The 19,254-nt window shown below is 28.7% G+C and carries 16 protein-coding genes; 1 reads left to right on the top strand and 15 read right to left on the bottom strand.

Annotated features, from left to right (window positions below; translation table 11 throughout):
- Nucleotides 1-113: 113 nt before the first annotated feature.
- On the top strand, nt 114-851 hold the full coding sequence (locus ACIQ2J_RS03140; protein WP_396166589.1) for a tyrosine-protein phosphatase: 738 nt from the start codon (nt 114-116) through the stop codon (nt 849-851).
- Here the strand turns inward: ACIQ2J_RS03140 and ACIQ2J_RS03135 are convergent, their stop codons facing one another.
- The 15 genes from ACIQ2J_RS03135 to ACIQ2J_RS03065 all read right to left on the bottom strand — a co-directional run bounded on the left by ACIQ2J_RS03135 (nt 852) and on the right by ACIQ2J_RS03065 (nt 19,254).
- Complete coding sequence (locus ACIQ2J_RS03135; protein ID WP_396166587.1) at nt 852-3,218, bottom strand: GumC family protein; 2,367 nt, start codon at nt 3,216-3,218, stop codon at nt 852-854.
- A gap of 2 nt (nt 3,219-3,220) precedes the next feature.
- Nucleotides 3,221-4,009 carry a polysaccharide biosynthesis/export family protein gene (locus ACIQ2J_RS03130; protein WP_396166584.1) on the bottom strand — a complete coding sequence of 263 codons (789 nt, stop codon included), beginning with the start codon at nt 4,007-4,009 and terminating at the stop codon, nt 3,221-3,223.
- Between the two features lie 50 nt (nt 4,010-4,059).
- On the bottom strand, nt 4,060-6,066 hold the full coding sequence (locus ACIQ2J_RS03125; protein WP_396166582.1) for a polysaccharide biosynthesis protein: 2,007 nt from the start codon (nt 6,064-6,066) through the stop codon (nt 4,060-4,062).
- Nucleotides 6,067-6,117: 51 nt separating this feature from the next.
- Nucleotides 6,118-7,251 carry a DegT/DnrJ/EryC1/StrS family aminotransferase gene (locus ACIQ2J_RS03120; protein ID WP_396166578.1) on the bottom strand — a complete coding sequence of 378 codons (1,134 nt, stop codon included), beginning with the start codon at nt 7,249-7,251 and terminating at the stop codon, nt 6,118-6,120.
- Complete coding sequence (locus tag ACIQ2J_RS03115) at nt 7,244-7,864, bottom strand: acetyltransferase (protein ID WP_396166576.1); 621 nt, start codon at nt 7,862-7,864, stop codon at nt 7,244-7,246. Before ACIQ2J_RS03115 ends, ACIQ2J_RS03120 begins: the two co-directional genes overlap by 8 nt.
- Nucleotides 7,854-8,456, bottom strand: coding sequence for a sugar transferase (locus tag ACIQ2J_RS03110; protein WP_396166574.1), 603 nt, complete (start codon nt 8,454-8,456; stop codon nt 7,854-7,856). Before ACIQ2J_RS03110 ends, ACIQ2J_RS03115 begins: the two co-directional genes overlap by 11 nt.
- The gene (locus tag ACIQ2J_RS03105; RefSeq protein WP_396166571.1) at nt 8,443-9,603 is read right to left on the bottom strand and encodes a glycosyltransferase family 4 protein; all 1,161 of its coding nucleotides are present in this window, start codon (nt 9,601-9,603) and stop codon (nt 8,443-8,445) included. The genes ACIQ2J_RS03110 and ACIQ2J_RS03105 overlap by 14 nt, the downstream gene beginning before the upstream one ends.
- Entirely contained in the window at nt 9,600-10,589 is a 990-nt protein-coding gene (locus ACIQ2J_RS03100; protein WP_396166569.1) for a glycosyltransferase family 2 protein, read from the bottom strand. Before ACIQ2J_RS03100 ends, ACIQ2J_RS03105 begins: the two co-directional genes overlap by 4 nt.
- 5 nt (nt 10,590-10,594) lie before the next feature.
- The gene (locus ACIQ2J_RS03095) at nt 10,595-11,569 is read right to left on the bottom strand and encodes an EpsG family protein (RefSeq protein ID WP_396166567.1); all 975 of its coding nucleotides are present in this window, start codon (nt 11,567-11,569) and stop codon (nt 10,595-10,597) included.
- Nucleotides 11,570-11,709: 140 nt separating this feature from the next.
- The gene (locus ACIQ2J_RS03090; RefSeq protein WP_396166563.1) at nt 11,710-12,912 is read right to left on the bottom strand and encodes a glycosyltransferase; all 1,203 of its coding nucleotides are present in this window, start codon (nt 12,910-12,912) and stop codon (nt 11,710-11,712) included.
- The gene (locus ACIQ2J_RS03085; RefSeq protein ID WP_396166560.1) at nt 12,909-14,003 is read right to left on the bottom strand and encodes a glycosyltransferase family 4 protein; all 1,095 of its coding nucleotides are present in this window, start codon (nt 14,001-14,003) and stop codon (nt 12,909-12,911) included. The genes ACIQ2J_RS03090 and ACIQ2J_RS03085 overlap by 4 nt, the downstream gene beginning before the upstream one ends.
- 6 nt (nt 14,004-14,009) lie before the next feature.
- Entirely contained in the window at nt 14,010-15,545 is a 1,536-nt protein-coding gene (locus ACIQ2J_RS03080; RefSeq protein WP_396166558.1) for a lipopolysaccharide biosynthesis protein, read from the bottom strand.
- Between the two features lie 34 nt (nt 15,546-15,579).
- The gene (locus ACIQ2J_RS03075; RefSeq protein WP_396166556.1) at nt 15,580-16,746 is read right to left on the bottom strand and encodes a glycoside hydrolase family 88 protein; all 1,167 of its coding nucleotides are present in this window, start codon (nt 16,744-16,746) and stop codon (nt 15,580-15,582) included.
- A 128-nt stretch (nt 16,747-16,874) separates the two neighbouring features.
- The gene (locus ACIQ2J_RS03070) at nt 16,875-18,068 is read right to left on the bottom strand and encodes a glycosyltransferase (protein ID WP_396166554.1); all 1,194 of its coding nucleotides are present in this window, start codon (nt 18,066-18,068) and stop codon (nt 16,875-16,877) included.
- Nucleotides 18,055-19,254, bottom strand: a complete 1,200-nt coding sequence (locus tag ACIQ2J_RS03065; protein ID WP_396166552.1) for a glycosyltransferase — start codon at nt 19,252-19,254, stop codon at nt 18,055-18,057. Before ACIQ2J_RS03065 ends, ACIQ2J_RS03070 begins: the two co-directional genes overlap by 14 nt.

Raw genomic sequence — 19,254 nt, 5'->3', positions numbered from 1 at the left:
ATCCATTACTGTAAAACTACATTGGAAACAAATATAGTAATTTAGTATATTAAAAAAATAGTTCTGTGAAGTTTTGATTAAATATTATTATCTTGCGAAAAAAATAACAGACATTGATTTTCTTTAACAAAACTAAGCCTTTTTTAAAAGACCTCATACCAAACGATTTTGTTGACATTCATTCCCATTTATTACCGGGGATTGATGATGGCGCAAAAACCATTGAAGATACTTTATATTTGATAAATGGTTTGAAGGAAATTGGATTTACAGAATTTATTACAACTCCTCACGTTCTTAAAAGTGTTTGGGATAATTCTAAAACTAAAATAGAAGAAACTCATAAAGCAACTTCTATTGAATTACATACAAATTCAATTAATAATTCTTTTAAAGCTGCTGCAGAATATATGATGGACGAAAGTTTTCTCCATTTATTTGAAAAAGAAAAACTTTTGGTATTAAAAGATAATTATGTTTTGGTAGAAATGTCTTACCTCTATCCTCCTTTAAATCTTTATGATATTATTTTCAATTTACAAGTAGCAGGATACGTTCCCGTTTTAGCACATCCCGAACGGTACAATTTTTATCATTCTAATCTAAATGAATATAAAAAATTAAAAAAAGTGGGTTGTTATTTTCAAATGAACATGCTATCTAGTGCAGGATATTATGGTCCTGATGTTGCTAAAACCGCAGACTATTTGTTACAAAACAATATGATTGATTTTGTTGGATCGGATGTTCACCACGACAAGCATTTATCTTTTTTTGATAAAAAAATTATTATAAAAAACATAGAACCTTTTAAAGAAGCTTTTCTAAATAATTATTTTTTTAAATCTTAATTATTTTTTAGATTCTTTTTTGAAAACAGAAAATATCTTATTTAACCCTGAAATTTCTATTTCATTTTCTACCCCATAGCCGTATCCATAGCCATAACCGGAAGTTTTACTATTTTCTGTATCATTAAGTAGAATGCACATATTAGGCAATTTACCTTCTTTATATAGTGTTTCAGCAAATTGTAACATTCTTTTTTCTAAATAATTTGCACGCATTACATAAATAAATGCATCCGCATTTTTAGCAATTAAAAGAGTATCGGTAACTAAACTAACTGGTGCTGTATCTACAATAATATAATCAAATTGAAGTTTTAGTTCGTTGAACATTACATTAATTTTATCATTCATGAGCAATTCAACGGGATTTGGTGGGATTACGCCTGATGCTAATGCATAGAGATTTGGAATGGCATTAACTTTGACTATAAAGTCATTTATAGTTCCATCTTCTTTACTTAAATAGTTGGTTAGCCCCTTTGAAGGCAAATCAATATAAGTGTCTAATTTTGGGTTACGAATATCCATGCCAATTATTAGGACTTTTTTTTCTGATAATGCAATTGTAGTTGCAAGATTAACGGCACAAAATGTTTTTCCTTCTTTGGAAATGGATGAAGTAATAAAAATAGTTTTACACTTATTTTTGGTTACATGAGCCAACATAAATTCTAAATTAGTTCGAATCATTCGAATTGCTTCAGCAAAACTTGAACGGCTGTTGACTTTAATAATGTCTTCATTATCATTAGATCTAGGAAGATCTCCTAAATAAGGAATTGAAACTTTTCCTACAATATCTTTTCTAGACTTAATTTTAGTATCTAAGAAATTTATTAAAAATAAAACTCCAAAAGGAATGAATATTCCTATTGCAAAAGCCACTAAATAAAATACTAATTTATTAAGAGATACTGGCCCAGATAAGTAAGCTTTATCAATAATCTTAGCTTTAGGAGAAGATGCAGCTAGGGATAGTTCTGTTTCTTCTCTTTTTTGAAGCAGATATAAATATAAAGATTCCTTTACATGTTGTTGTCTTGCAATTTCATTGTAAAAACGATCATTTGTAGGTACTTTGCCTACTTTGTTATCAAAATGAGCTCTAGTGTTGGATAAATCTAAAATATTAATTTTAAGGTCTTTTTGTTTGTTTTTTAATCCTTCAATAATATTTAATTTAACCGATAGTAATTGGCTATCCATATTTTTTATCATAGGATTGTCCTCGGTTGCACTTTTTAATTGTCTTCGTCTTTCTAAAACTAATGTATTATATTGGTCTACACTTCCATTAGAGCCTTCTTTGGAACTCATAATATTAGCTGGAATAAGTTCATTAGGTTTCATTTTAGAAATCTGATTCAACATAAATTCGCTAACTTTTAATTCCGTTTCTATATTCAAAATAGAACGATCATAATCAGTGGCTTGTGCCAAACTTAATTCAGAATCTGCTTCTAGAGAAGTTAGGTTTCTTGTTTTTTTAAAAATTTCTTGTTGTTGTTCAACTCCTCCTAATTCTTTAGTAATAATTTGTAATCGTTGATCAATAAAATCTTTTGTAAAATTAGCTACTTGATTTCTTTCTTTTATTGCATCTTGATTATATTGATTAACGACTTCATCCAAGAAATCTAAACCTCTTTGAGGTATAGGATCTGTATTGGATAAATTTATTACATTAGTTTTATCTACAAGTGAAATTATTAAAGAACCTCTAAAATCATTAGCGGAAGATTCTAAAGAAGATTTCACAATACTAATTGTAGGCAATTCATTTTTAGAAAATACATTGTTTTTAATTAAGGTAAAAGTTCCGAGTTCATTGTTAACTTTTTGTCCAAATATATATTCATTAAAAATTTCAGTATTATTCTCCGAAAGGCTATAGTTAGTGTCCGATTTAACTTTAATTGTAAGCTGTTTATTTATTTTATTATAATTTTTACTTCTATTATAAAATAGAATTTTTATTGGGGAATCTTTATAAAATTCTACATTCACTAATCTATCCTGACTAAAATAAGAAATATCTAAATCCAATCCTGCAACTACATTTTGAGATAAAGTTCTTGATTTTAGTATTGCTATTTCATTATCAACATTGTTTTTACTAGAAAAAAGATTCATATCACTAATTGCAGAAAATTCACTTGAACCTCCTTTTTTTTCATCTTTTATTAATATTGTGGAATTTACTCCATATTCTACAATGTAATATCTTAAATAAATAAAGGAAACAGACAAAAAGAATAACGCGCTAAAAACAAACCACTTCCAGTATTGTAAGTAGAAGAATAGCTGTTCTTTTATATTAATTTCACTTTTATTAGCTGTTTCTAAATTTGGTAACAAATTTTGCATAATTATTTATTAATTACTAAAAATATCATTGTTGTAATAAAACTTACCAAAGAAACAATTAAGCTTAAGTTTGGAAGTGCTGTGGCATCAATTTTAGCTTTTCTTGATTCAACAATAACCACATCGTTTTGATCTAAATAATAAAAAGGGGAGTTAACAAAATCGGCTTTAGTAATATCGATTCTATTAAAAGTTTTAACACCTTGAAAATCTCTTACTAAAAGTATATTTTTTCTTTTTCCAAAAATTGTTAAATCGGAAGAGGCACCTATTGCGTCTAATAAAGTAACTCTATTAGAAAAAAATGTTTTTATACCAGGACTAGCAACATCTCCTAGCACGGTTACTTTAAAATTCAATAATTGGATATTTATTATTGGATCCTTTAAATAAACGGATAGCTTTTCTTTAAGATATATTTTCACTTGAGCTATTGTGAATCCTGCTACATTAATGGTTCCAATCACCGGAAAATCTATGGTGCCTTTTTCATCAACAAGATAACCACTATTATTAGTACCAGAGTTATTACTAGTATTAGCGGAATTACTTGAATTAGTTAAATTGCTAGAATTGGATTTAATTCCATCTAAATTAAAAGGAACTGAAGCCTCGGGCTCTAGTGTATTAACTCGAATAGACAACCGATCGTCATTTTGAATAATTGGTTCATAATTAGAAGAACTATTAATGAAATTTTCTGATCCTTGTAGATATAAAAAATTTTTTTTAGACAAACATGAAGAAAAAATTAGTGGAAAAATCAATAGTAAAATATGCTTTTTTTTCATAATAAAAATTCTAAAATCAAATTCTGACAATATAATAATGGATGGCTTTATTAATTGTCAAGATTCTTATAAATTGGAGCTTCTTTAACATCAATATCTAAAATTTGATATACTGAATTAAGACTTTTATATTCTGGAACAATTAGTTTCATTTTAGAAACTAGTTTATTAATACTTCCAATAGTAGCAATTTCGATCAATTCTTCAATGTGCTGATTTACTATCTGATATTCATCACAAACCTCAATTGCAATCATTATTTTTTCGTGATGTGTGGTAATATTTTTAGCAGAATTATTTAACAATTCTTCATATAATTTTTCACCTGGACGCAATCCAATTGTCTTTATTTCAATTTCTTTATTGGGTGTAAATCCAGCCAATCGAATCATTTTTTTTGCTAAATCAATTATTCTAACTGGTTTTCCCATATCAAAAATAAAAATTTCCCCTCCTTCTCCCATTGTACAAGCCTCCAATACTAATTGACATGCTTCAGGAATAGTCATAAAATAACGAATTATATCTGGATGCGTTATAGTAATTGGACCTCCTTCTTGAATTTGTTTGGTAAACAATGGCACAACAGATCCATTAGAACCTAAGACATTACCAAATCGTGTTGTAATAAATTTGGTGAAATTTTTCGAATTGCTTTTTTGGTATTTAAAGTGTTTTGATTGTACATACATCTCTGCAATTCGTTTGCTTGCACCCATTATACTACTTGGGTTAACCGCTTTATCTGTAGACACTAGTACAAATCTATCTACGTGATATTTATAAGATAAATCTGCAATATTTTTAGTCCCTAATACATTAGTAAAAATTGCTTGAGATGGATTTTCTTCCATCATTGGCACATGTTTATATGCCGCAGCATGAAAAACTATATTTGGTTTATGGGATTTAAAAATAGATTCTAATTCGTCATAACTTCTAACATCGGCAATTTTATTTATTACTTCTATTGGAATATTTAGCCCAATAATTTCAAGTGACAATGAATTTAATGGTGTTTCTGCTTGATCTAGAAGGATAATTTTTTTCGGATTAAACGTTACTATTTGTCTTACTATTTCGCTTCCAATTGAGCCTGCAGCACCTGTAACTAATATTGTTTTATTATGAATTTTTGATAAAATTTTCTGTGAATCTAAAATAATAGGGTCTCGTTCTAATAAATCATTAATTTCAATATTTTTAATATTTTGGGAAATTTCTTTTTGATCTTCCCAATCTGTAACTAATGGCAATGAAAAAACTTTTATACCAAATTCCAAGCATTGTTCTACTATTATAAAGCGTTCCTCTTTTGTTAAACTATTATCTGCAATGATTAAAGCTTCTCCATTCTTATACTTCATTAAATTTTGAAGGCTTTTTTTAATTTTAAAAATAGGAAGGTTTAACAGTCTTTTTGTGGAATTTTGATTGTTTTTATCAATAAATCCTATTAATTTAAATCTCTTAGGTTTTTCTGATAGTAAAGCATTTGCAACTGCAATAGCATTTGCATCAGAACCATAAATAACGGCATTAATTCTATTTGTTGCTGGTGGCTCATTAAATAAATGATCAAATAATTGTTTGACAATTATTCTATAAAAGAAAAGTACACTATAAGATAATACTGTATTAATAAATGCTCCCGTGGTTAAAAATAATTTTTGTTTGCCTAATAACAGAAAAATAAAATTAAAAACTAAAACAACAGCAAATGTTGAAAATTGGGAGAAAAATAATTTTATTGCATCAATAAAAGAGGAATGTCTAATTATTCCAGAATAAGTTCTAAAAAACCAAAAGAAAAAGACATTAACACCTAGCCAAAATGCAATTCCATAGCCTAAATCCATTTTAGGAATGTACTCTAATTTTAGGCCCAATAATAAAAAATAAGTAGTTATTATAGATACTAATACTACAGTAAAATCAATAAATAGCACTAACCATCTTGGTAGATAATTTAAATTTTCAAAACTAAATCCTATGTTGATTATAGGAAATGCTTTGTTAATTTTTATGAAAATACTATTGTTTGTTGATTTTTTCAATGATTATTCTTTTCTATGATTGTAAAATTATAACAAATATTTTTAAATGCCTTAAATACAATTTAATACTTTTTCAATTCTTTCTTTTTCTACTTCAGTTAAATTAGAACCAGATGGTAAACAAAGTCCATGTTCAAATAAATTTTCTGCAATTTGTTCTCCGTAATAAGGCGAATTTTTAAAAACTGGCTGAAGATGCATCGGTTTCCAAAGCGGACGGCTTTCAATATTTGCATCTTGTAGCATAATCCTAACATCCTCTCTAGACTTTTTGCTTCCTTTATTAGGATCTATTACTATTGTAGTTAGCCAATAATTGGAATAAAAATCAGAATTGGGCTCTGAAAATACTTTAACTGCTTCATTATTTGAAAAAACATCTTTATAAAACTGATGAATTTCTCTTCTTTTTGTAATACGATTTTCTAAAACTTCCATTTGGCCTCTACCGATTCCTGCACAAATATTACTCATTCTATAATTATAACCTATTTCACTATGCTGGTAATGAGGGGCTTCATCTCTTGCTTGTGATGCAAGAAAAATGGCTTTCTCTTTTAGTGCTTTAGATTTAGTTACTAAAGCCCCTCCTCCAGAGGTTGTAATAATTTTATTTCCATTAAATGACAAAACACTAATATCGCCCAAAGTACCACATTTTATATTTTTATAAGCACTTCCTATAGCTTCAGCACTATCTTCTAAAATTGGAATACCATATTGGTTAGCAACAGATCTTATTTCATCAAATTTGCAAGGCATTCCGTAAAGATGAACCACAATAATTGCCTTGGGTTTTATTCCCTTTTTTATTCGATCTTTAATAGCTATTTCTAAAGTTTGTGGACACATATTCCATGTATCTAATTCGCTATCAACAAAAACAGGGGTTGCACCCAGGTATACAATAGGATTTGCTGAAGCTGAAAAAGTCATGCTCTGACAAATAACCTCGTCCTTAGGCTTTACGCCGAGTAAAATAAGTCCTAAATGAATGGCAGCAGTGCCTGAATTTAAAGAAGCAACATTTACATTTTCTTTTAAATAATTTTCTAAATCCTGCTCAAGTCCAATAACATTTGGTCCTAATGGAGCTACCCAATTAGAATCAAAAGCCTCGTTAATATATTTTTTTTCTCCTCCACCCATGTGAGGAGATGAAAGCCATATTTTAGAATTATTCATTTTCTATATTGTATTTTATGATTCTTCCCGGATTACCTACTACTACAGCATAATCTGGAATATCTTTAATTATTATAGCTCCTGCCCCTACCATTACCCATTTTCCAATTTTTATTCCTTGAATTATAGTTGCTCCTATACCTATCTGTGTTCCTTCGCCAATAGCTATATTTCCTGCTAGTGTTGCCTTTGGAGCTATTTGAACATAGTTATTAAGTAGACAATCATGCTCAACAATAGCTCCTGAATTAATAATACAATGATTACCAATTACCACTCCAGAATTTATTATTGCGCCTGCCATGACTACAGTACCGTAACCGAGTGTAACATCTTTAGATATTATTGAAGTTAGATGAATTGCTTTGCTAAAATGCACATTTAACCTACTCGATATATCTTTTCTAATTCGGTTATTACCTATAGAAATAATCATGTTTTTTATTTTAGAAAAATCAAAATTTTCAGATTTTTCTATTGCAAATTGCAAAAGCGAAGGTGATTTTGGATTATCATCAATAATTGCATCAATTAATATTGAGCGACTATTTAATATATCAATAATCACTTTACAATGGCCACTTGCCCCATAAAGAGTTACACTATTCTCCATCGAATGGTTCTATTGTTGCTGTATCTACAGCGTTAATTCCCTCGCTTGATAATACTTTGCTTATCGAACGATAAAGTATTTGAATATCCAAAGTAAAGGAAATATTTTCAACATACCAAACATCGTAATCAAATTTTTCATCCCAAGAAATGGCATTTCTTCCATTTACCTGAGCCCAGCCCGTAATTCCTGGCTTTACTTCATGCCGTCTATTTTGAAAATCGTTATATAAATGTAAATAATTTGTTAGTAAAGGTCGTGGTCCAATAATACTCATCTCACCTTTTACAACATTGAGCAGTTGCGGAATTTCATCTAAAGAGGTTTTTCTTATAAAATTTCCTACTGGTGTAAGTCTTTCTGAATCGGGCAAAAGAGCTCCTTTGGAATCTCTTTTATCATTCATGGTTTTGAATTTTACAATTTTAAAAATCTTTCCATTTTTTCCTGGACGAAGCTGAAAGAAAAATGGTTTTCCATTATTAACAATATATAATAATGCCGTAATGACTATAAACAAAGGGAATAACAAAATTATCCCTATTATACTGGATAAAAAATCTAAGAATGGTTTTATATTATTTAGGTACATTTTGAGTTAATATTTTATATTCTTCTAGCAGCGCTTTCCATACTAATTGTTGATCATATCGATTTTCTATACTTAATCTTGCATTAGATTGTAAAGAATGGTAAATCATTTCATCCTCTAGTAGCAATTGCATTGCATCAAAAATAGTTATTTCATTTTTAATTGGAATAATTATTCCATTATAATTGTTTATTATTATTTCATTACAACCATTAATATTGGATACAATGCTTGGTAAGCCCATAGCTCCTGATTGTAAAACTACATTAGGAAAACCTTCTCTATAACTTGGAAACACTAGTGCTTTTGACAAAGCCAAATAGTCTCTAACTTCCTCTTGATAACCTGTACTTATAATATTAGAATTGTTTTGAATTTCGAGTATTGATGCTTTTGAAATTGGGTTCAATAGATTCTCTATTGGTCCAACTAATAGTAGCTTAGCGTTATTATTGTTTTTTGAAATTTTAGAAAAAGCGGCAATCAATTCATTAATTCCTTTGTCGGCAACAATACGGCCAATGAAAATAAAAACGAAATCGTTTGTTTCAATTCCTAAGGAAGTTCTTAATTTCAGCAAAGAAGTTTCTAGAATATTTTTTGGATTAAAATATTCTAAATCAATTCCATTTATATTTCCATTGGCTAATACCTTGAGTGGCTTAGTAGTGATTTTAAATTTTATCAAATCGTGCTTCACTCCTTGCCCTTCCGGATAAATATGGGTTGCACATTTACACAAAATTCGATCCATTGTTATTAAAAGCTGTTTCATAACACCCGTTTTACTCGGAAAAACTAAACCCGTAAAAGTATGTATCCTTACAGGAACTCGAGCAAAATAGGCCGCAACCATACTTAACAAACCTGCTTTAGGAGTAATAGAATGAACAATTAGTGGTTTTTCTTTTTTAAAAAGCTTATAAAGTTTAACCAAAGAAATTATATCTTGTACTGGGGAAATTTCTCTTTTTATAGAAATGCTAACCGTAGTTACTTTTTCACGTTCTATAACTTGTAGTAGATGGTAATCTTCACCCGAAACTGCTATAACATTAAAATATTCGTTCAAAAAAGCCAGTTGACCTTTGAGTAGAAGATCTAAAGACATCGCAACGGTACTAGTTCGTATTAATTTTGGTTTCATCGTTTAATAATTTTAAAAAAAGACAACAGAAATTTATAAACTAGGAAGTTTTTTAAAATTATTTTTCGGAATAAGTCTTTTTTCTTATCATAAATAGGAAAATCAACATAAAAAAGTCCTTTAAATTGCAATTGCTTTTTTATTTCTTTAGCATATAAATAGGATACTTTATATTTTAATAATTGAAAAAATAAAGTAGTTACCAAAAAAGAAATTCTTTCTTGAAAAAACAATTTCAGCTCTATATCCTTCCTATTTACTTCCTTAAGATAAAAATCCTTTGTAATTTGAATTATTTGAATAAAATCAGCAATCACTTTTTCCTTTTTAGAAAAGTCTTTATTTCTAGTTATTGAATTATCCGATTGAAGAAATTGAGCTACAAGGTAATCGGTTGCCATTACTCGTTTAGCATTGAAAAAAGCGCGGGTATTAAATTCAAAATCTTCAATATAAATTTTTTCAAGGAAAAATAAATTATTGTTCACTAGAAAACTTCGTTTATATAATTTATTACAGGCAGAATTCAAATATCGAATAGTATTGTAATAGGTAACACCCGATAAAATGTTTTCATTTGTTGTATTTTTATAATGAAATGCAATACCGCCATTAGGAGCAATTCCTTGCGCTGCAAACTCAAGTATCTCAAGATTATATTTATCGGCAATTGAAATAAGATTTTTTAGTGTATTGTTTAAATACCAATCATCCGAATCTAAAAAAAGTAAAAATTCTCCTTTAGAATTGTTAATTCCAGTATTTCTTGCACCTCCCAAACCTTTATTTTTTTGCGAAATAATCTTTATGTTAGAGTATTGTTTTGCTAACGATTTAACTAAGGATAAGCTATTATCTGGAGATGCATCATCAATAACAATAATTTCATATTCTGAAATATCTAAATCATTATCCAATACAGAAAGGATACATTTTTCAATATATTTTTCTACATTATAAACTGGAACAATTACGCTTAATTTCATTTTTTTTAATTTAAAATAAAATCAAATAAATAAGTAAACGAAAAATAAAATAAAGTTATCAACCCTATAACTTTATGTTGATTTTCGAAAATTTTACTTTTTAACAATGGATATATAATAACCAAAGCCAATATAAACCAAGACATGTAGGCAAACCTATTACTATAAGAAACTCTAATAACTAAAATCCATAAGGCATTAGAAATTAGATAGGTGTTACAAATTAAGGAATAGGTTTTATCTTCAAATTTTTTGATGAAAATAAAATACCAACTAGCAAAAACTCCTATGGCACTGTACAATAAAAAATCCCACCTGAAGCCAACTACTAAAGTTACCCCTTCTTGAACTTGATCAACTCCTTCAAGGTATACTTTCAATTTTTCGTCAGCAAAACCCAATCCTAGAAAAAATTGTTCCAAAAAACTTCCAAGCACCAATGATAAAGGAATACAAATAAACCAAAGTAGCAAATAGGCTTTAGTATAATTAAATTTTGAAACCAATAAATATATAATTACCGTAATTAATATTGATTTATGAATAAAAATAATTGCAAGTAAAATTGACCATTTAATTATTTTAGAATCTCTTGTAATAGCAAATATAAAAAGTGATGTTGCAATGCCGTTTCTAATCCCATTGGTTGCATAAGCCCAAAAAGAGAAGGAGATAACTAAAAGAAAAAAAGCATAAAAAGAATAATCTACAAATAGTTTTTTTGTTGCAAAGTACAATGGAGTAATGTATAAAAAAGCGCAAACAAAAAAGAAACTAGTCGCACTAAAATTTTTGGCAAAAAAATATTTAAAGCTTTCAAACAAAAACTCTTTTTTAGTATCAAAAGCTGCTCCATTGACGTATTTTTCAAATTCAATATTATAAATAACCATATCTCCAAATCGGAAATTAATTGGTCGGAAGCCGATAAATAACAATATAACAAAAAGGAGTATAAATCCTAAAAAGTTTTTCATCATTAAATTTTCGGGAGATTCTAGAGTATTGGTCCAACTTTTAATGAAAACGAGAAGGGTTATTACAAGCAAAAAGTTGTAATAAATTAGAGAATAATTAGCCACAGGAAAAAATATAATCAATTTATAAAATTTAATATTTATTAAGAAAGGTAATTAGCTGCAATAGTTTCTAAATTAAATTTAGATAGTAATTGCTCCTTATTTTTTTTAATTACAGAAACATAATCGTCTTGAAATAGAACTTTATTTATTGCTTTTGAAAAAATAATTTCTTCATTAGTTACCGTTTCATCTAACGGAATATCCAAACGCCCTTTATAAAAACTAGGGGTTATAATACCACTTTCTGTAAGAATAAAATCTTCCTGTATAATTTGTTTTTTAGTACTCATTAATTCCAAAATACCATCGGTGCAATTGGAGGTAACAATTGGGGTTTCTGTAGCAATTGCTTCAACAATTACATTTGGTGTTCCTTCATAATACGAAGTCAAAGCTAAAATGGAAGCCCTTTTTAAATACGGATACGGATTGGATTTTCTTCCTAAAAAGACGACGTTTTCTTTTATTCCTAATTTTACAGTTAGTTCTAAAAGGTAATTAGTTAAGCCTTCATCACCATCACCAATAAAGACCAATTTCATTGAATTATCTAGGTTTTTCAATAAACTAAAAGCTTTTATTAAATGCCATGGCGCTTTAACTAAGGTCAATCTACCTAAAAACAAAATGACTTTATTTTGAAATAATTCTTCTTCAAAAACAGATTCTAAATGCTCATCGGACAACCTATCTATTGCTTCAAAATCATGTGGATTATAGAGTACTTTCAATTTATTTTGGAATTTAAATCCGCAATTTTTTATTAAATCCAATTTGACTGTTTCACTAATACAAACGACTTTATTAAAGAAAAAGTAAGTTGTTTTATAAGCCAATTTAAAAATTTTATTGAGAAAATTCTTTTCTTTAAACTCAATACTTTTAAAAGAATGAATACTCGCGACCTTAAACTCTTTAGAAAAACTTAAGGAACTAAACACATTAGCCATATCTCCAAAAGAGATTGAATGCGTGATCTTATTTTTTTTAATAATATGATGAATCAAAAAAGGAATTTTGCAATAAAACCAAAAGCGCTTCCAAAACGGCATCTCAATAAAATCTATTGTTGACAAGGCTATTTCATTCTCTCCAAAACGAACAATATCCGAATTTAATTGGATGATTTTCAATACTTTTACGGTACAACCTTTCTTTTTATATTGGTTATAAAAATTAAGAGCTAAGCGTTCCATACCGCCAACACCTCCGTAAGGCATTATTAAAAGAATGTTTTTCATTGTATTAATTCTTTAAATAATTTATCCCATTGTGGCATTATTGTTTCGGGTAAATATCGTTTTACATTTTCTTTGGCCGCCTGCCCCATTAATATTCGTTTTTCATCCTTTTGGATGAGTTCCATAAGTTTATTTGCAAAAGCATCTGTATCCCCATTTGCAACTAAAAAACCGTCTTCATTATCTTTTATAATGCTAGTGGGTCCGCATGGGCAATCGAAAGAAACACAAGGAACTCCACAAGCCATCGCTTCAATTAATACCATTCCAAATCCCTCAAATCTTGAAGAAAATGCAAAAATGGAAGATTCTAATAACTTTTCTTCTACATTTTTTACTGGTTCAAAAAAATGAACCGAATTCTCAATACGTAATTGTTTTGCTAAAGAAACTAAATTGGATTTAGGGTCGTATTTTCCGTAAATTGAAAGCTCCCAATCGGGATACTTTTGCTGCACTATCTTCCAAGATTGAAGTAATCGATCAAATCCCTTTTGAATTCCTTGCTTTCCAACAGCAATAACTTTTTTATTATTTAATAAAGCAGATTGTTTGGGATAAAAAGATAAAGGGTTAGCGATTACCTTGAGGTTTTTTAAATTCCATTCTGAAATATTATCTTCAGTAAGCACTATAAATTTATCAAAGCTTTTCGCCAAATAATTCATTATTAAAAACTTAATGGAAACTTTAGCTTTCTTAAAAAAAGAAGCATCAACTCCAATTTCTATTATTTTGGAAACATGACGTTCATAAATTATTACTGTTTTTTTGGATACTAATTTCGGAACAAAGAAGCCTTTTAACCCATCATCGCAAACAGAAATAATATCGGGTTGTATTTTGTTTACCAGATTTTTTATGCCTAAACTATATTTTTTAAGATATGGATATGGATTCCCAAAAACGGAAATATCATGTAAAATAATTTTAGAACTAAACTCATAAAACAAAGATGCATTATGATGATTTAAAACTAAAATATGCACTTCATAACCCAAAACATCCGCAAGGTAACTAGCTTTTATTGCTAAGACTCTTTCAAGTCCTGCGGCGCCTTTAATTCCGTTAGTTATGTATAATAATTTCATCTGTATTTATTTCTTTTTGAAAATTATTAAATATAAAACCGATTTAAAATATCTTAATTCTTGGGAAGATTTAAAATAGTAATAAATAAATAGGTTTGGAATAATTAGGCAAAGGATTAATTTACATCCAAAATTAACACGCAAGTTAAATGGCAAATAATTAGCTATAAAACTAATTACTAAAAAGGAAGTTGTGAGTATAATTAAATATAAAAAATATTTTTTCAAATACTCCGTTGGGTTTTTATTCAACCCTAATTTAAGCACAATATAAGGATCGTACCAAGCATTTGTAATTAAACGTGCCAATGCCGTTGCAATTAAAATTCCTAATAAACCAAGTTCTTTACCTAACAAAAAAGACAAACACAAATTAATTATTGCTGTAAGAATCACTAAATATTGACCTTGTTTAAAAAAACCAAACGTAGATTTGTAGGTCCAAACTGCATTTTGCATGCCGTACATATAAAAATTAACCGTCAAAGCAACAACTACAGGAAAGGATAAAATAAATTTAGTTCCAATCCAAATCGTAATAAAATCGTTTATCAATACCAATATTCCAATTGAAAAAAATCCGTAAAGCCAGAAGTTTGCAAAATTTATAGAATTAAATATGAAAGAGCGCTTTTCTATATTTTCTGTTACGTTAACATTGGCAATACTTCCCGTTAAACTGGAAAAAACCTGCACAATAAGACCCGATGCCAACCCAATAAGCAAATTATAATTGGACAATAAACCTACCATTGCAAGTCCGGAAAAATAATTTAAAATTAAATTATCGGTACTATTAACCAATAAACCTCCAATTTTAACCAAAGCGGTTGATTTTACATTAGAAAAAATATTTTTCTTAGTGTTTTCGTCCACTTTTTCCTTTTTATATTTCTTTAAAAAAGGATAATACTTATTAACTAACAATGAGATAATTAAGTTTCCTGAAAGTTGAAAAATCGATTGTACTATTAAATATAAAATGAAATTTTTGAAAACTACAAGTAAAAAAATTTGTATAACATTTTGAACAACAAAAACCAAAGCATTGCAAATAGATATTATATAACCATTTTGATCTGCATTAAATAATGAAATTTTATGATAGAAAAAATAGCTAGAAACTGTATTGAACAGAAATAGCAAGTAAATAATATTCAAATCTCGAGCTAAAGGAACTGAGGGATTTTGAACAATATCATGCAAAAAGAATAAAAGAAACAAGCCAATAACGGCCACTATTGTAGCTATTTTATAGTATATTTCTTTAAAAAAATTGATTACACTTGCAATTTTTCTTTCCTCTTTTTCAGCCAAGGACTTATATAAAGAATAAAGAAGCACACTTGAAATACCCATTTCAGTTAAGGAAAGTAAGGCAAGAATATTAGTGAAAAGACCATTTACTCCTAGATATTCTACTGATAAATATTTAATAAAAATGGTACGCGTTACAAATCCAAATAGCATTTGAACCACTTGCGCCAAAAGGCCAAACGAAATGTTTTTAATGGAATTGGATATACGAGAGTCTTGGTTCACTTTTCTTTTTACTTTGTATTAAATTATATTTGAACTAATTATAATAAATTGTACGCAAACAAAACCCTTGCGTAAAGGGCAAAATATCAAATTCATTAGAATGTATTCCAATGGCCTTAGTATCACCTTGTGAAAAATCAATGGCGCCATCTCTTCTAGTAACCGATTTAAGATATTCTAATGCTTTTTCTTTAGCAGGTATACAAATCGTAGAAATAGATTCAATAGAGGAAGCATTTGCTAAAAACCAGGCTAAAGTAGCCGTAGTAGAAGAATCCATTCTGGCGGATTTATCTAAAACAATCCAAGACCAACTGCCATTTTCATTTTGAAAGGTTATTGCAGTTTTGGCAAAAGAAATTACACTGAGTTCTAATACTTTTTTATAAGAATTTTCGGATGGTAAAATACTCCAGGCATCAATTAATCCAATAGCATACCAACCCATTCCCCTTCCCCAACCAAATAACCCAACAGGTAAATTAGTCTTTATATTATAGGTATGGCATGGAATGTTGGTATTGGATAACAATCCGTTTTCATTAAATGTGGTAATTTGTTTTATGGATAAATCGATGGCTTCTGGCTTATTAAACTTGACTCCATATAATACTAAAAATGGGCAGATAAATCCAATGGTATCCACAAAACGATAATCTGTTGTGTATTTTCTATAAGCTACAGTACCATCGGTTCCAACCAAATCCTGTACCAACTGATAAGCAGTATCATAAACGGATTTGTAATTATCGTGATTAATCCAAGGAATGTTTAATATTGCATAGGCTAAAATAACCCCATCAATTTCTGTTGGTTTTTCTCTCCAATTTCCGTTTGGAAAATTAGATTTTAAAAAAGCATCTACTTCTTTTCGGCACAGAGTATTTTTTGTTTTTTTATAACATTCGGTCAATCCAAGAATTAGAGCAGCTTTTTGCCAATGCTGGATAGCAGTGCGTTTATAATTTCCTTTAAGAATATCAATAATAATTAATCGTTTATTATCGGTAAGTTGTATTGTTGGCGTATTTTTCAACCATTGTATAGCTTTACGCATTACTTTTTCAGTCCATATTTCTCTATTAGCATACCTACCAATATAGATGCGACTTTGCCAAGTGTACCATTGGGGAATTATATCTATTGCAATTACTACAAATAGAAATAATAGAATAAAAACTAAAGTATTATTATACAACATATCAATTATTTCCTGCTAAATCTGTATTCACATTAGGTGTCATTTGAGGCATTTTATTGGCTTTTAACTGTTCTTAATCATGGATAAACTCTTATTTCAAGCGATTGAAAAAATTTACAATTATTAGATTATAATAGTAGTTCATAAATTTTTTCAATCTCACTTTCAGTGCCTAAAGTCAATTTAGACAAATTTTCAGATAATTGCTTTCGCAAGTTTTCGTTTTGGAGTAATTCAATCACTCCTTCGGCTATGGATTGCGGATTCATTTCCGTTATATATCCGGTTTCTTTATGCGTTATTTGATCGTTTACTGTGCTGAAATTAGTCACCAATATGGGTTTACCTACTATTTTAGCTTCATCAATAGCAATAGATTTTCCTTCAAAACGTGACGTTTGCATAAAAATATCCGCCATCTTTACGTATGGATAATGATTTTCTTTTATTCCAACAAAGCTGACATTTTCAACTAAATTATTTTTAGCTATTTGTTGCACTAATCTTTGTTTTTCAATCCCTTCTCCCAAAATAATCCAATGAAAATCATACCCTGCCTCTTTCACTATTTTTAAGGCATCTACAGCAAAATCATACCCTTTTTGGTTTTCTAATCTACCAATAGAAACAATTTTTAATCCGTTTGGGAAATGATATCGAATTGGTTCTATAGCTAATTTACGAATTAGTTTTGGAGAAACAATATTGAAAATGATTTTAATTTTATCTTTACAACTTGGGAAATTCTGCACCAAAACTTCTTTACATTCTTTAGAATCGGTTACTATATAATTTAATTTTTCAAAATAAGGAAGATCACTGTTTTTATCCATTTCTAATTTTTCATAATCATTATGGATAAAACCTATTTTTCTAACAGCATCTACTTTTTCAACGGCATAATAAACGGGAGATTTTTCTAAAAAACCAAAAACTGCATCGTATTTTTTGGAAGATTTTTTCACACATTTGCTTATGTATTTCCAAACTCGTTGTTCACATCTAGAGAGATTTTTTTCGGTTTTAAAAATATAACCCGCAATAATTCTATTATAAATTATATCCCATCTTCCTATTTTTAATGCTTGAAAAAGTGCTTTCGAAAGGGACATATCAAAATAATGGTATTCTTCTATTGGAGGCAATATAGTAACTTTGGAATTTACTTGTTTTAGAAACAAACCTTCAACAGAAAACAACTGCAAATCTATATTATACAGATCATAATCAATTGTTTGAAGTAAAGAAATTAACGACTTTTCGGCTCCTCCACATCGCAAATTACCCATTACAAAAAGAAGGTTTTTTTTAAGCTGTGCCATAAATTAATTTATAGAAATTAGTAATTTCGGTTTCGGTACTTAAATTCATTTCTTTTAAATTAAAAATGAATTTTTCAATTAGATTTGGATTCTCTGTTAAAGCTAAAATTTGTTGTGCTAACGCCATTGGATTCATTTCACATATAATTCCGTTAACTCCATGATCAATCTGATCTTTTGCAGTTGGATAATTAGTAGTAATTATGGGTTTACTTAAAATTTTAGCTTCGTCTATAGCAAGTGATTTTCCTTCGTATCGAGAAGGCTGTACATATAAAAAAGATTGTTTTACATACGGATACGGATTGTCTTTTAGTCCTAATAAGATAAAACTGTTTTCTAATTGATATTCTTTTATTTTAGTTTCTAAATAGACCCTTTCGTCACCTTCGCCTATAATATACCATTTAAAATATTTTCCCATTTTCACCAGTTGCAATGCGGCTTCCAATGCAAAATCGATACCTTTTTCTTTGCTCAATCGTGCTATAGTTAGAATACTTAATGCCGTAGTATCAAATTTAGAATCTACAATTTTCTCCTCCGAAAGTTCTTTAATTAATTTAGGTGAAACAATATTGTGAATTACTTTTATTTTATCTTTAATATTAGGAAAATTGAAGTTTAAATCGTCTTTACATTCCTCGGAAATTGTGACCATGTAATTTAATCTTTCAAAAAAAGGAAGGTCAAAATCTTTTTGCATCCCAGAATTAGAATAATTGGTGTGAATCCAACCAATTTTGGTTTTGGCTTTTACTTTTTCGACCACATAATAAATGGATGATTTTTCTAATGCGCCAATTGCAGCATCATATTCTTCTTTCAATTCTGGAATTGCTTTACTTAAATGCTTCCAAGATACTTGTTCGGCTTTGGAGGTGTTTTTTTCAATTTTGTTTTTCAAAAAGAAGAAAATTCTATGTATTGCTAAAGTAAACTTTCCTTGTTTTAAAAATTCACAAACAGAGGTAAAAATTGATTCAGAAAAATATAGAAAGTCTCCATATACAGTAATTAATTTGACGCTTTTCGGAATAGATTTTAAGAAAATTCCTTTGCCGTGAAATACTAATACAGTAACATCAAAAAGAGAATAATCCATTGCATTAAGCAAATTAATCAAACTTTTTTCGGCTCCTCCAGCATCTAAACTGGGAATTACAAAAAGAATCTTTTTTTTCAT

The organism is Flavobacterium sp., from assembly GCF_044357305.1.
GTDB lineage: Bacteria > Bacteroidota > Bacteroidia > Flavobacteriales > Flavobacteriaceae > Flavobacterium.
This window is presented reverse-complemented; position numbering and strand designations above follow the sequence as displayed.